This window comes from Thermodesulfomicrobium sp. WS, assembly GCF_027925145.1.
In the GTDB taxonomy this organism is placed as follows: Bacteria; Desulfobacterota; Desulfovibrionia; order Desulfovibrionales; family Desulfomicrobiaceae; genus Thermodesulfomicrobium.
Map to the genome: position 1 here is coordinate 130632 of NZ_AP027130.1, position 12887 is coordinate 143518.

The following is a 12887-nucleotide window of genomic DNA, read 5'->3' on the forward strand; positions in this document are numbered from 1 at the left end:
GGCAAGCCAGGGAGGCATCATCCGCCCCAGACGCGCATCCCGCCTGCGCCTTTGTCCTGGCATTTTCTTTCGTTCTCAATTACCCAGAGTCTGGTCCTCAACCCAAGGAGGCGACAATGGACAACCCGATGCGCACGCGCAAGTTCGTCGTCCCAGAGATCGTCTTTGGCCACGGGGCGCTGGACGCCGTTGGCGGGTACACCACCGCCTTTGGACTGAAGCGGCCACTGCTGGTTTCGGACCCAGGAGTCCACGCCGTGGGCTGGACGCAACGGGTCAACGAACATCTCGAAGCCGCCGGCGCCGTGGCCGCGGTCTTCATGGGCATCACGCCCAATCCCAAAGACCATGAAATCATGGCCGGGGTGGAGGCATATTTCACCCACCACTGTGACGGCCTCATCGCCGTGGGCGGTGGCAGCGTGCTCGACACCGCCAAGGGCATCGGCATCGTCACCATGAACGGCGGCCACATCCTCGACTACGAAGGGGTGGATACCATCGCCGTGCCCATGCCGCCGCTCATCTGTATCCCCACCACCGCGGGGTCCGCTGCAGACATCTCCCAGTTCGCCATCATCACCGATACCCGACGCCGCACCAAAATCGCCATCATCAGCAAGGCCATCGTGCCCGACGTCGCCTTGGTGGACCCCTGCACCCTCAAACCCCTGCCCCCGGACCTCACCGCAGCCACCGGCATGGACGTCCTCGCCCATGCCGTGGAAGCCTATGTATCCCTCGCCAGCTCACCCCTGACCGATGTGCACGCCCTGGAAGCGGCACGCTGCATCGTCCAAGCGCTGCCCCAGGCCGTAGCCAACCCTCGCCACGTAGAAGCCCGCGCCCAAACCATGCTGGCGAGCCTGCATGCTGGCATGGCCTTCTCCAATGCCAGCCTCGGCGCGGTGCATGCCCTGGCCCATAGCCTTGGCGGCTTTTGGGATTTGCCCCACGGCGAATGCAACGCCCTGCTCCTCCCGCCAGTGGTGGCCTTCAACTTCCCGGCCGCGCCGCACAAATTCCGCCGCCTCGCCCAGGCCATAGGCCTGGACCTCTCCGGTGCCGACGACGCCACCGCCGCCAAGCTCCTCGAAGACCATCTCACCCGTCTGCGCACCGAACTGGGCATCGTCGGGGGACTTGCGGAACGCGGGGTACGGCCGCAAGACCTCGGTCATCTTGCCCGTATCGCCCTCCAGGACCCTTGTCTCGTCACCAATCCGCGTCCTGCCACCGAAACCGATCTCGAGGCCATCTATGCCCGAATCCTCTAATCCATCTGCCCTGCATCGCATCATTGGGATTTCCGAGACCTCGGCACGCAAGAGTTATTACCCGATCCTGCAGCGCACCATCGCCGAATTGCAGGCGGAAGTGGCGGAGCGCAAACAAGCCGAGGCCGCACTGCGCGCCACGGTACAGCGCATCGAACGCCAGCAGCGTGCCGTACTGCGCCTTCCCCATATCCATGCGGCCAACAGCCTGGATGCGGCCCTCGCCGCCGTGTGCACGGCCGTGGCGCAGGCGCTGGAGCTCACCCGTGCCGCGGTCTGGCGCCTTACGGACAACGCCCTCGCGCCTATGGCCACAAACGGATTCCCCTCCCTGTCTTGCCTCACTGCCGACGTTCTCGCCACCTTCCCCGCAAAAGAGGTCCTCGCCATGGAAGGCACCTGCACCGATACCCGGCTGCAGGTCCTCTGGGAGCGCCTCGGCCAGCCAGGGGCCTTGATCGCAACCCTGGTGTGCGACAACCATGGGCCCTGGGGACTCATCACCGGTGAAGCATCCTCCCCGCGCACCTGGTTTGCCGATGAAACGGCCTTCCTTGGCCGCATGGCCGAACACGTGGCCTTGGTGCTGGCGGAGCACGAGACCCAGCGGCTGCGCGCACTCCTCACCCGTATTGTAGATTCCATGCCCTCGGCGCTCATCACCGTGGACGCCCAAGGGCGCGTCACGCAGTGGAACCGCCACGCAGAGACCCTCACCGGTACCTCGGCAACCCAGGCCCTGGGACGGCCGCTTGCCGAAGCCGCCCCACTCCTTGCGGCGTACAGCGAACTTGCGGCGCAGGCCATGGCCACCCATACGCCCCAGAGCCGCACCCGACAGGCACGCAGCGACGGCACCCGCACGCGCTTCGAAGACGTCACCATCTATCCCCTGGAGCAGATGGAAGGAGCAGTCATCCGCATCGATGACGTCACCGAGCGCCAGCACATGGAACAACTCCTCATTCAATCCGAAAAGATGCTCTCCCTCGGCGGGCTCGCCGCCGGCATGGCCCACGAGATCAACAATCCGCTGGCCTCCATCCTCGGCAGCATCCAGGTGCTTGCCAGTCGCCTCTCCGCCCCGCTGCCTGCCAACCTCAAGGCCGCAGCCGCTGCCAACCTGGATTTCGACGCCCTGCAGCGCTACCTTGCCGCCCGCGATATCCCCACCATGCTTACCGCCATCCAGGACGCAGGCCGCCGGGCGGCCACCCTGGTCACGGGCATGCTCGGCTTTAGCCGCAAGACAGATCCAAGGCTCGTCCCCACTGACCTCGGCGAAGTAATCCGGTCCACCATCGAGCTTGCCCGCATGGACTACGATTTGAAAAAGAACTATGATTTCCGAAGAATCGCCATCGATCTGCACATCGACCCGGATCTGCCCGCCGTGCCGTGTTCTCAAGACAAAATCCAGCAGGTCCTGCTCAACCTTTTGCGAAACGGCGCCGAGGCCATGGCCGAGAAAGCCTACCCGCCCGGCGACGGCCCGCGCTTTACCATCCGCGCAGAATCCGCCCACGATGGCGTCCGCATCCGCGTGGCAGACAACGGCCCTGGTATGGAGCCGGATATCCTTGCCCGCAGCATGGAGCCCTTCTTCACCACCAAGCCGCCGGGCAAGGGTACCGGGCTCGGCCTTTCGGTGAGCTATTTCATCATCACCCAAGAACATGGCGGCCGCATGTACGCGGAGAGCACCCCCGGCCAGGGGAGCTGCTTTACCATCGAGCTTCCCCAGAAACCCGCCAACAAAAACGGAGGCCCGAAGGCCTCCGCGGAAAGGACGCGCCAACGCTCCCAGGACTAAGGGGCTTGCACCAGCACGGTGTCTCCGGGGCGAAGCGGGGCATCGGGATGGAGCCGATTCCAGCGAAGGACATCTTCTGGGGCCGCACCAAACCTGCGGGCGATTGCCCAAAGCGTATCGCCGGGCTGCACCACATAGGAACGCGGAGCAGCCGCTGCCTTGGGTTGCGGGGCATCAGCAGCAGCGGGAATGAACAACCCTTGCCCCGGGCGAAGGGCCCCATCCCGGGCAAGGTTGTTTGCTGCCGCAAGGGCGGCTGGTGTCACGCCAAACTTGCGAGCGATACTCGACAACGTATCCCCAGGGCGCACAGCATAATTGGCCTGTCCGCCCACTGCCTTCGGGGCTTTTTTCGGGGCGGCCTCCCCATGCCCTTGGGAGCGCGCCGGCAAATACACCACCCTTCCCGGCACGAGGCGCGCGCCGCCATTGATGGTCACGAGCTCGCGAGCGGCGACCTTGGCACGCTTGGCCAAAGCATCCCAAGAGTCCCCAGCGCGCACCGTATACGGGACAAGTCCGGCCACGGGGCGCAAGCCCGACTCACGGTCGAGGTACTGGCGAGCCTGCGCAGCATACGGGGCAGGGACGCGCACCGTGCTCGTCCCGAAAGGCGGAGTCGCCTTGCGGAGGTATTGGGCATTGAGGGCATGGAACTCCTGCCACGGGATCCCCACTGCCCGGGCCAAGTCTTGCAGGTCGGTGGCCCCGCGCACCGCAATGGAGATCAACGACAAAGGCCGCTCTCGCCGAGGCGCGAGTATCCCCGCGTGCTCCAAGTGTCGGACGGCGCGCACCGCAGCGGCGAACTTGGGCACGTAATTGCGGGTTTGATCACTCAAGCGCGCCCCACTGACGGCTTCCAAGGTCTGCGCGCCCGACGACTTCATGGCCCGATCAATGGCGCCTTCGCCTGCGTTGTACGCAGCGAGCGCCAGCTTCCAATCACCAAACTGCGCGTACAGATATTTGAGATAGCTGATGGCCGCGTCGGTGGCGCGAAAGATGTCCCGGCGTTCGTCCACCCACCAATCCACGCGCAGTCCAAAGCGGCGGGCAGTCTCGGGCATGAGCTGCCAAATGCCGGCGGCCCCCGCCGAAGATGTTGCGGAAGGATCAAAGGCGCTTTCCACCAAAGGGAGGTAGACGAGCTCCTCGGGCAAGCCCGCAGTCCGCAAGCGCTCCCGCAACGCCGGCAAGTACACCTGGGCGCGCTGCACCCCGCCGACAAAAGTGTCGCGGTTTTTTTCGGTGTACAACGAAAAATACTGCTGGACGGTTTCTTCTTCGACAACGGCGATGCCCAATACCCCAGGGGCCGTGGATGCCTGCGCTGACGGCTTCACCGAAGAACCCTCAGGCCCCACGCCTTGTTCCGGGAATGCGATGACATCGTCCTTGACCGCGACGGAGCCGGAGGACACGGAGGTGCCCGGTTCGTGGACCGTACCGGCTCCTGTGATGGCGTCCTCAGCCCCCTTATGGGAGAGACGGGGGGAAGCACAGCCCACGCCCATCCCCAGAAGCAGAAGCGCAATCACCGTTTTCTGAACAATCCCCGACAAAAGCCAACTCCTGGTTAAGGTTTCTCCACACCACCACGGGCACGCGGTGGAGCCAAAACGACGATTGCCGTGTAGAACAAAAAAAGTCATAAGGCAAACCCGAGCCCACGAACCTGTCGAGGTCGCCATGTTCGCCGAAAAAAGCAAAAAATCAGAAAACATAGTGCCCGGCCGCAAGCCTGTGGCAGAACTTTTGCAAGAAAATCCTCAGCGCATCGATACCGTGCTCGTGGCCCGGGAAGAAGGCGGGCTGATGGGCATCATTACCCTATGCCGCCAAAAACGGGTGCGCTTTCGTCTCGTGCCACGCTCCGAGCTCGACCGGATGATCCCTGGCGCGCATCAGGGGGTGGCGGCCCGTATACGGCCAGCGGAATGCGCCGACATCGATGCGCTTCTTCATGCCATGCCCAACGCCCCTCTCCCGGTGCTGCTCGCCCTCGACCAGGTGCAAGACCCCGGCAATGTGGGGACACTCGCCCGCACGCTCTACAGCCTCGGCGGGGCGGGCCTCATGGTGCCCAAGGATCGCAGCGCCTATCTCGGCGGCCACGCCGCCAAGGCCGCTGCCGGCGCCCTGGCACACCTGCCGGTGCACGTGGCGGTCAACCTCGGCCGGGCGCTCGACCACGTGGCGGAGCACGAGATCCCCATCTACGGCGCCGCCGCCCACCACGACGCCCACGATCTCTGGAAGCTCCGCTTCCGCTTTCCGTGTGCGCTGGTTTTAGGCGGCGAGGAACGGGGGCTTCGCCCCGGCATCCAATCCCGCTGCCACACCTTGGTGCGCATCCCCATGGGGCGCAGCGTGGATTCCCTCAACGTCGCCCAGGCCGGTGCTATCCTGCTGGGAGAAATGTGGCGTCAGATCAACGAATATACTGCGGGAGATTGAGAAAGATCTCGCGGGTAAACCCCACCATCTTGTCGAGGATCCACGGGAAGGCCACCAGCAAGGCCCCAAACACCGCCACGATCTTGGGCACAAAGGTGAGGGTGGCCTCCTGGATTTGGGTGGCGGCCTGCAGAATGCTCACCACGATGCCCACGCCCAGCCCCACCCCCAAAAGCGGCAAGGCGATGGACAGGGTGAGTTCGATGGACTGCCGGGCAAATCCAATGACAAAGTCGGGAGTCATACGCATTCCTTAGGTAAAGCTGTTAACCAATGATACGACAAGAAGATTCCATCCATCTACCATGACAAAAAGGAGTATCTTGAATGGCAAAGACACCATGACAGGTGGGAGCATCATCATACCCATGGAAAGGAGCACACTCGCAACAACCATGTCGAGGATGAGAAACGGGACATAAATCAAAAAACCAATCTGAAATCCTGTTTTGAGCTCACTGATGACAAAAGCAGGGATGAGAATGCTCGTTGGGACGTCCTCTTTTGTCTTTGGCTGCTCCAATCCAGAAATGGCATAGAAAACCGACAGATCTTTTTCGCGTGTGTGCTTGAAGAGAAAGGATCGTAGCGGAATCTCGGCGCGCTGCATGGCTTCGCGGTACCCGATACGCTCTTCGAGATATGGCTGCAGCGCTTCATCATTGATGCGCTTGCCCACCGGCATCATGATGACCACAGTCATGAAGATCGCCAACGCCGCGAGGACCTGATTCGGCGGCATCTGCTGAATGCCCATGGCCTGGCGGAGAAAGTGGAAAACCAAGATGATGCGGGTGAACGAGGTCAGCGTCAACAAAATGGCAGGTGCCAGGGAAAGCACCGTGAGCAGGGCGAGGATTTCCAGGCCAAGGGCCACCTTTTCCGGCTCCGTGGCCGCGCCCAACTGCACGGAGACCGAGGGCAGCGCCGGGTCAGCCGCCAGTGCGAGGGTCGGGATCGTCAGGATGGTCAGGCTGCCGATGAGCAGCCGCGTCCAGGTGGTGGGCAAAAGTGTCATGGGATGTGTCCTCCTGGGGACGGCGGGCAAGGAGTCCAATGCCGGCCTCGCTGACCCCGAGCACCAGGAGTTCATCCAAAAAACGTACCACGGCCACCTGCCGACGCGGCCCCAAAGGCAGCACCTCCACGAGCTCCAAACTTCCGTGCCTGCGCCCACGCGGCGCAATCCCCAACCGCCGCACCACCACCACCGCCGCAACGAGCAGCGCCACCACCCCGGCAAGGCCGAGCACCATCTTGACCGCAGCGAGTCCCAATTGCCCGTCCATAGGGATCACGCCAATTGTTTGACCCGCTCAATGGGGCTGATGATGTCGGTAAGGCGGACGCCGAATTTTTCGTTGATGACCACGGCCTCGCCGCGGGCCACCAGTTTGCCGTTGACCAGGATCTCCAAAGGCTCTCCGGCGAGCTTGTTGAGCTCGATGACCGAACCTTGTCCAAGCTGCAACAGTTCGTTGATGAGGAGCTTGGTGGAACCCAGCTGGGCCGAGACTTCCAAGGGGATATCGAGGATGAACTCCAGATCCCGGCGCAACGATTCCGAACCCGTACGCTGCGCTTTGGCCTCGGCGGTCAGGTCTTTGTACTGAAAATCCTGGCTCTGGGCAGCGAGTTGCTTCTGTTTCTTTTCCCGCTGGACCTTGGTGGCTTCCTCGTCCGCCAGGGCCTTGGCCCATTGGTCGGCCAAATCCGCTTCCGATGACGCGCCCGCAGCGGGTTTGCCTTCCTGTTCGGCCAAGGCGCTGGCCCAAGCATCCGCCAGGTCTTCTTCGGCAGCGTTTTTGGAGGCATCCTCCTGCTCCGCCAAGGCTGCCGCCCATTCCGCCGCCAATTTATCTTGATCTTCCGCCATACGCCGCTCCTAATATGCGATTTCCTGTTCCTTCACCACGCGGAACGCTTTGTTCCCCTTCACAAAACCAGGCTCGCCGTAAAATTTGAGCACCCCCTGCACCCGGGCCTCCAAGAGATCGTCTTCGTCCTGATCCAGAAGCAGGATATCACCGACCTGCAGATCCAAAAGCTGCCGGCCGGTGAGCCGCGTGGTGCCCAGGGTGACCGTAAGCTCCACCGGAGTTTCCAACAGGCGGTCCCGAAAACGGGAGATCCAGGCGTGATCCACTTCCAGACGCTCGCTCTGAAACGCAGCATAGAGCTTGGAACGGATAGGCTCGATGGTGGCATACGGCAACGCCACCAAAAGCGAGCCCATGGCGCTCTCCAGCTCCACCTCGAAGGAGATGACCACCACCACGTCGCTGGGGGGGACGATGGTGGCAAACTGCGGATTGATCTCCGAGCGCACGTACTCGATGCTCACCTCGTGCACTGGCCGCCAGGCGTCCTCCAAATTCGCCAAAAGGAGCTTTACCACTTTCACAATGATGGACTGTTCAATGGGGGTGAAGTCTCGGCCCTCGATCTTCGGCTGGGAACCGGCGCCGCCAAAAAAATTCTCCACCAGGGAAAAGACAAGGCGCGTGTCGACCACCAACAACGCGTTCCCCCGCAAGGGATCAATCTTGAAGATGTTGATGCTCGTGGGCACAGGCAGGGAACGCATGAAATCGCCAAATTTGGACATGTCAATGGACAGGGGATTCACGTCCACGCGTTTGCGCATGGTGTTGGCCATGGCATTGGTGGCCAGCCGAGCGAAACGGTCATTGATGATCTCGAGCACCGGCATGCGGCCGCGGATGATGCGGTCCTGGTTGGCCAAATCAAAGACCACCACCCCCGAGTCATCTTGGGGTTGATCCTGCTCAGTCTCGATTTCCCCGCCGGAAATCCCCCGGAGCAGGGCATCCACTTCGTCCTGATTGAGGATTTTACTCATGGCTTACTGCACCACAAACTCAGTGAAATACACGTCCCGCACCTTGGATTTGCCCAGAATCTGGTTGAGTCGCTCCACCACTTGCAATTTCAGCTCCAACTTTTTGTCCATGGTGGCCACATCGGCAAAGGTCTTGCTGGAGAGCAGCAACAGCAGGGCGTCCTTCACCTTGGGCATGGCAGCCTCCAGCTCGGCCACGGCCTGCGCATCCACGATTTCCACCTCCATGGTGACTTTGAGGTATCGCCGCCCCAACGGATCCGCCAGATTGACCACCAGAGTATCGAGTTTCACCAATTGTCCAGGGGCCGTGGCATTGGTGGCGTTCGGCTCTTTGGAAGCCTCCTCGGTGGCGTTGGCGTTCGCCCCGCCCTCTTTGGGGGAAGCAAAAAAATGCTTGTAGGCGAAAAAACCACCTGCCCCCAACAAGGCCACCAACACCAAGAGGATGATGATCCACTTGAGTTTACCGCCCTTCTTGGGTTGCTCCTCGGCTGTCTGGTCCTTCTTCTCTTTGTCCGCCATGCGCCCTCCTGGCGATAACATTTTATAGATATGTTCGCCCCATGGTTTTGAAAAGGATCTCCACCCGCCGCCACCGCGCTGGGTCCACACCGGGCAGAGCCGCCGCCTCTGCGGTATATGCGGACACGGAAAATCGATCCGGCTCAAAGCCGAATCCCAAAAAAAACTCCAGCACCCGCAATGCGCGACCGCGCGCCACCGCCGCCGGGTCCGCCCCGGCCTCATCGCTGCCGTATCCCGCCACATTCACCGGCAAGGGCGTGGAGGCCAAAAAGGCAGCAATCTGTCCCAAGAGCACACGCCCTCCTTCATCCAATTCACTGGACCCCGGGGCAAAAAGGAGGCCGTCGGTCAGCACCAAGGCCACCCCTTCGGGCCGTTCCAGCACCAAAAGATTCTCTTCCAAGCGCTGGCGGCTCATCCACTGGGGGAGCACCTCGTCGGGAAAGAGCAAGTCCTTGATGCGCTGGGGCTTATCCAAGGCCTCCAACGGCCGCTCCAGCATCTTGGCCAACAGTTCAAAACGGGTCGGCACCCGGCCGGCGCCCTTGGCGGTCAGAAACGCGATGTCGCTGCGAAACGAAGAGAGCGTCTCCTTGATGACCACCTGGTCCATAGAGGACATGGAGAGCAGGAGCACAAAAAAGGTCAAAAGCAGGGTCATGAGGTCCGAAAAGGTGACCATCCACCCTTCGCCGCCTGCGCTGGACTCCTGACGCTTTTTTCGCCGTGCCATGGCTCATCGCTCCAACCGAAAGAGAAAATCTTTGTAGCGAAAGCCTTCGTCTGCGGACCCCTGGGTCTGATTGTCCGCCGCCACGGCCGCAGCAAGCTGCGGGGCCCAGTCCACGACCCGGCGATCCAAGGTGATCTCCACCCGTCGGTTCTGCCGCCGGCCTTCAGGGGTCTCGTTGGTGGTGCGGGGCCGAAACCGGCCAAAGCCCTCCACCCGCATCTTGGTGGCGGAGACCCCCTCCTGAATCAAAAAATCCGCCACTGCCTGGGCACGCCGCAAGGACAACTCCCACGAATCGTCCATGGCCTCCGCACGAATCCGGTAGGCATCTCCTTTCTCGTCCCGGAGCAGCCCTGCATGGCCAGCAATCCGAAATGGATACTCCGCCGCGCGCAGCACCGGGGCAATCCGCCGCAATAGCCCTTGGCCTTGAGGGGAAAGCTCTGCGGAATCTGGAGCAAACAGGGTGTCGGCGCCAATGCCGAGGCGCTGAATAAAGCGGTTGGACTCGAAGCGCAGATCCCACGACGGGTCTTCCCAGAGCAAGGGTTTGATGGATTCCAGATCGCGCACATCATTGATGGGACCTGGCTCGAAGGCATCGGGCCGCGGGGAGGTGGTCAGCGGGTTGTAGCCCGCGGTGCCAAAACCGAACGAACCGAACACCGAGCCCAAGGCTTCCTTGGTGCGGCGCTCGTCCATCATGGAGGCCATGGAAAGCAGGAGCACGAAGAAGGTGAGCAGCAGGGTCATGAGGTCCGAAAACGTGACCATCCACGCCGGCACTCCGCCGTCTCCTCCGCCGCTGTCTTTTTTCTCCCGCTTCGCCATACTTATCCTTGCGTCTTCCGCTGTTTGGGCGGCAGATAGCTATTGAGTTTCTCTTCGATGATGCGTGGGTTTTCCCCTTTGGAAATACACAAGATGCCTTCCAAGATCATGCCCCGGATCAAAACCTCTTCCTTGCTGCGGTTTTTGAGCTTGGCCGCCATGGGGTTGAACACGAGGTTGGCGAGCACCGCACCGTAGAAGGTGGTGATCAATGCCACGGCCATGGACGGGCCGATGGAGCTCGGGTCGTTCATGGTTTTGAGCATGAGCACCAAACCGATGACCGTGCCGATCATGCCGAGCGCCGGGGCATAGGTGCCAAACGTCGCCAGGATGTCCGCGCCGGTCTGGTGCCGCTCCTCCAAATAGGCGATCTCGGTTTCTAAAATCTCCTGGATGGCCTGGGGCTCCATGCCGTCCACGGTGAGCTGCAATCCCTTACGCAAAAAATCGTCTTGAATGTCTTTGAGCAGCGGCTCCAAAGACAAGATGCCTTCCCGGCGCGCCTTGTTGGCATAATCCATAAAACGGGCGATGATGTCCGCAGGTGAATCCAGCTTGAAGAGAAACGTTTTTTTGATGACTCCCACGACCCCCAAGACCTGGTTCAATGGATAGCAGATGAGCACCGCCCCAATGGTGCCGCCAAAGACAATAAGCACCGACGGGATATCCACGAACACCATGATGTCCTTGGCGATGGACGCAATGACCAGACCAAAGGCCACGAAGATTCCAACAATAGTCGCGATATCCATTATGCGCGCTCTCCGAAAATCCGTGTCCCAATGCGGACCAAGGTGGCGCCCTCGGCAATAGCGGCCGCAAAGTCTCCAGTCATACCCATGGAGAGCTCGGGGAGCCGCACCCCATATTGCTGCTCCAACCGGTCCCGCAGATCCCGCAGGGCGGCAAAAAAGGGGCGCGCAGCCTCAGGGTCGTCAAAGACCGGAGGAAGCAGCATCAACCCCCGCCAGGCAAGGTTGGGGGCAGTCATCAGCGTCTGCGCCAGTTCCGGGAGGTCTTCCTCGAGCACGCCGCTCTTCTGGCGCTCCCGGCCGAGGTTGACCTGCATGAGCACCGGCTGCACCACACCCTGGCGCTGCGCTCTTTCCTGCAAAGCCTGCGCCAAATGTACGGAATCCACGCTGTGGACCAAGGCAAAACTGCCCACCACCTGACGGACCTTGTTGGTCTGGACATGCCCCACCAAGTGCCATTCAATGGAGGCAGGCAACGCACGCATCTTGGCCCGCGCTTCCTGGACGTAATTTTCCCCAAAGATCACCTGACCTGCGGCGTGTACCGCGGCGATGGCCGCTACCGGATGCCGTTTGGATACCGCCACCACACGCACGCCAGACGGCTCCCGGCCCGCGCGCACTGCGGCCTCGTGCACCGCCTCCATGGTTGCCCGCCAGCGCGCCACCACGTCCGAGCTCATAGCACTTCTCCAATGTTCATCTCGCGCAAAAACTCCTCGTCCTCGGTCCAGCCCTCACGCACCTTGACCCAGGTGGAAAGGTGCACCTTGGTTCCCAGAAGTTCTTTGAGCGCCTGCCGGGCGGCCTGTCCCACGGCCTTGAGCCGGGACCCTGCCCGGCCGATGATCATGGCCTTATGACTGGTTTTTGACACGTAAATGACCACGCCAATGGACGTCAGACCCGGCTCCTCGGCCCACTCCTCCACCTCCACGGCCACATGGTAGGGAAGCTCCTGGTGGAGCTGCAGGAAAAGCTGCTCGCGAACGACCTCCGCGGCCAAGAACCGCAGCGGCGCGGAGCTCAACTGGTCGGCCGGGAAGAGCGGCGGGCCTTCGGGCACCATAGCGAGGATTGCGGCCTCCAGCCGGTCCCGCCCCTCGCCGGTGCGGGCCGACACCGGAAAGATATCCGCCCCAGGCCAAAGCTTTGCGCACGCCGCAAGTACCGCCAAAAGCCGGGCCTTGGGAGCGACCTGATCGATCTTGTTGACCGCCACCGCCAAGGGTATCCCCAACTGACGCAATCGCGGAGCAAAGCTATGCACGTCCCGGACAAGGGCAGAGGATCGGGCCGCATAGCGAGCGCCGTCCAGGAATACCACCGCCCCATGGGCGGAAGCGAGCGCCGCCCAAGCGGCCTCTGCCAAAAGGCGCTGCATGCGCCCCCGGGACGCGACGATCCCCGGGGTATCCACAAAGACCACCTGTGCCGAGTCCGTGGTCCAAATGCCGGTGATAGCGGTGCGCGTCGTCCCCGGCTTGGGGGAGACGATGGCCACCTTCTCCCCGAGCACCCCATTGAGGAACGTCGATTTACCCGCATTGGGCGGTCCTACCAGCGCTACATATCCAGAACGAAAGCTGTTTTCCATGTATCTCCTCTTCCATGGCCCCAC

At 61.9% G+C, this 12887-nt stretch carries 15 protein-coding genes; 3 read left to right on the top strand and 12 right to left on the bottom strand.

The genetic code is table 11. The features are described from left to right. Positions 1 to 116 precede the first annotated feature (116 nt). Positions 117 to 1277 carry an alcohol dehydrogenase-like regulatory protein ErcA gene (gene ercA, locus QMF81_RS00655; protein WP_281751050.1) on the top strand — a complete coding sequence of 387 codons (1161 nt, stop codon included), beginning with the start codon at positions 117 to 119 and terminating at the stop codon, positions 1275 to 1277. Next, entirely contained in the window at positions 1261 to 3090 is a 1830-nt protein-coding gene (locus tag QMF81_RS00660; protein ID WP_281751052.1) for an ATP-binding protein, read from the top strand. The genes ercA and QMF81_RS00660 overlap by 17 nt, the downstream gene beginning before the upstream one ends. On the opposite strand, the gene QMF81_RS00665 is transcribed toward QMF81_RS00660, so the two are convergent. After that, positions 3087 to 4514, bottom strand: coding sequence for a LysM peptidoglycan-binding domain-containing protein (locus QMF81_RS00665; RefSeq protein ID WP_281751053.1), 1428 nt, complete (start codon positions 4512 to 4514; stop codon positions 3087 to 3089). The two genes, QMF81_RS00660 and QMF81_RS00665, sit on opposite strands and share 4 nt — an antisense overlap. A 268-nt stretch (positions 4515 to 4782) precedes the next feature. On the opposite strand from QMF81_RS00665, the gene QMF81_RS00670 reads away from it, so the two are divergent. Beyond that, the gene (locus QMF81_RS00670) at positions 4783 to 5550 is read left to right on the top strand and encodes an RNA methyltransferase (protein ID WP_281751055.1); all 768 of its coding nucleotides are present in this window, start codon (positions 4783 to 4785) and stop codon (positions 5548 to 5550) included. Here the strand turns inward: QMF81_RS00670 and fliQ are convergent. The 11 genes from fliQ to era are packed head-to-tail and all read right to left on the bottom strand — an operon-like array spanning position 5525 to position 12863. Further along, positions 5525 to 5794, bottom strand: a complete 270-nt coding sequence (fliQ, locus tag QMF81_RS00675; RefSeq protein ID WP_281751057.1) for a flagellar biosynthesis protein FliQ — start codon at positions 5792 to 5794, stop codon at positions 5525 to 5527. The genes QMF81_RS00670 and fliQ overlap by 26 nt on opposite strands. A gap of 9 nt (positions 5795 to 5803) precedes the next feature. After that, positions 5804 to 6568 (bottom strand): flagellar type III secretion system pore protein FliP, encoded by a 765-nt coding sequence (fliP, locus tag QMF81_RS00680; RefSeq protein WP_281751059.1) that lies wholly within the window; start codon positions 6566 to 6568, stop codon positions 5804 to 5806. Beyond that, positions 6483 to 6839, bottom strand: a complete 357-nt coding sequence (fliO, locus tag QMF81_RS00685; protein ID WP_281752878.1) for a flagellar biosynthetic protein FliO — start codon at positions 6837 to 6839, stop codon at positions 6483 to 6485. Before fliO ends, fliP begins: the two co-directional genes overlap by 86 nt. 5 nt (positions 6840 to 6844) lie before the next feature. Further along, complete coding sequence (fliN, locus tag QMF81_RS00690) at positions 6845 to 7426, bottom strand: flagellar motor switch protein FliN (RefSeq protein ID WP_281751061.1); 582 nt, start codon at positions 7424 to 7426, stop codon at positions 6845 to 6847. A gap of 9 nt (positions 7427 to 7435) precedes the next feature. Next, positions 7436 to 8413 (bottom strand): flagellar motor switch protein FliM, encoded by a 978-nt coding sequence (gene fliM / locus QMF81_RS00695; protein WP_281751063.1) that lies wholly within the window; start codon positions 8411 to 8413, stop codon positions 7436 to 7438. Positions 8414 to 8416: 3 nt separating this feature from the next. After that, a complete protein-coding gene (locus QMF81_RS00700) occupies positions 8417 to 8938 on the bottom strand; it encodes a flagellar basal body-associated FliL family protein (protein WP_281751064.1) in 522 nt (173 codons plus the stop codon). Between the two features lie 22 nt (positions 8939 to 8960). Further along, on the bottom strand, positions 8961 to 9674 hold the full coding sequence (locus tag QMF81_RS00705) for a flagellar motor protein MotB (protein WP_281751066.1): 714 nt from the start codon (positions 9672 to 9674) through the stop codon (positions 8961 to 8963). Between the two features lie 3 nt (positions 9675 to 9677). Next, positions 9678 to 10505 (bottom strand): OmpA family protein, encoded by an 828-nt coding sequence (locus tag QMF81_RS00710; protein ID WP_281751068.1) that lies wholly within the window; start codon positions 10503 to 10505, stop codon positions 9678 to 9680. 2 nt (positions 10506 to 10507) lie between these two features. Next, positions 10508 to 11263, bottom strand: coding sequence for a motility protein A (locus tag QMF81_RS00715; protein WP_281751070.1), 756 nt, complete (start codon positions 11261 to 11263; stop codon positions 10508 to 10510). Then, positions 11263 to 11949, bottom strand: a complete 687-nt coding sequence (locus QMF81_RS00720) for a YggS family pyridoxal phosphate-dependent enzyme (RefSeq protein WP_281751072.1) — start codon at positions 11947 to 11949, stop codon at positions 11263 to 11265. Before QMF81_RS00720 ends, QMF81_RS00715 begins: the two co-directional genes overlap by 1 nt. Continuing rightward, complete coding sequence (gene era / locus QMF81_RS00725; RefSeq protein WP_281751074.1) at positions 11946 to 12863, bottom strand: GTPase Era; 918 nt, start codon at positions 12861 to 12863, stop codon at positions 11946 to 11948. Before era ends, QMF81_RS00720 begins: the two co-directional genes overlap by 4 nt. Positions 12864 to 12887: the final 24 nt, after the last annotated feature.

Bases quoted from the DNA above. Each gene is read 5' to 3' on its own strand.
- ercA (WP_281751050.1), top strand. From the start codon at position 117: ATGGACAACCCGATGCGCACGCGCAAGTTCGTCGTCCCAGAGATCGTC.
- QMF81_RS00660 (WP_281751052.1), top strand. From the start codon at position 1,261: ATGCCCGAATCCTCTAATCCATCTGCCCTGCATCGCATCATTGGGATT.
- QMF81_RS00670 (WP_281751055.1), top strand. From the start codon at position 4,783: ATGTTCGCCGAAAAAAGCAAAAAATCAGAAAACATAGTGCCCGGCCGC.
- fliQ (WP_281751057.1), bottom strand. From the start codon at position 5,794: ATGACTCCCGACTTTGTCATTGGATTTGCCCGGCAGTCCATCGAACTC.
- fliP (WP_281751059.1), bottom strand. From the start codon at position 6,568: ATGACACTTTTGCCCACCACCTGGACGCGGCTGCTCATCGGCAGCCTG.
- fliO (WP_281752878.1), bottom strand. From the start codon at position 6,839: ATGGACGGGCAATTGGGACTCGCTGCGGTCAAGATGGTGCTCGGCCTT.
- fliN (WP_281751061.1), bottom strand. From the start codon at position 7,426: ATGGCGGAAGATCAAGATAAATTGGCGGCGGAATGGGCGGCAGCCTTG.
- fliM (WP_281751063.1), bottom strand. From the start codon at position 8,413: ATGAGTAAAATCCTCAATCAGGACGAAGTGGATGCCCTGCTCCGGGGG.
- QMF81_RS00700 (WP_281751064.1), bottom strand. From the start codon at position 8,938: ATGGCGGACAAAGAGAAGAAGGACCAGACAGCCGAGGAGCAACCCAAG.
- QMF81_RS00705 (WP_281751066.1), bottom strand. From the start codon at position 9,674: ATGGCACGGCGAAAAAAGCGTCAGGAGTCCAGCGCAGGCGGCGAAGGG.
- QMF81_RS00710 (WP_281751068.1), bottom strand. From the start codon at position 10,505: ATGGCGAAGCGGGAGAAAAAAGACAGCGGCGGAGGAGACGGCGGAGTG.
- QMF81_RS00715 (WP_281751070.1), bottom strand. From the start codon at position 11,263: ATGGATATCGCGACTATTGTTGGAATCTTCGTGGCCTTTGGTCTGGTC.
- QMF81_RS00720 (WP_281751072.1), bottom strand. From the start codon at position 11,949: ATGAGCTCGGACGTGGTGGCGCGCTGGCGGGCAACCATGGAGGCGGTG.
- era (WP_281751074.1), bottom strand. From the start codon at position 12,863: ATGGAAAACAGCTTTCGTTCTGGATATGTAGCGCTGGTAGGACCGCCC.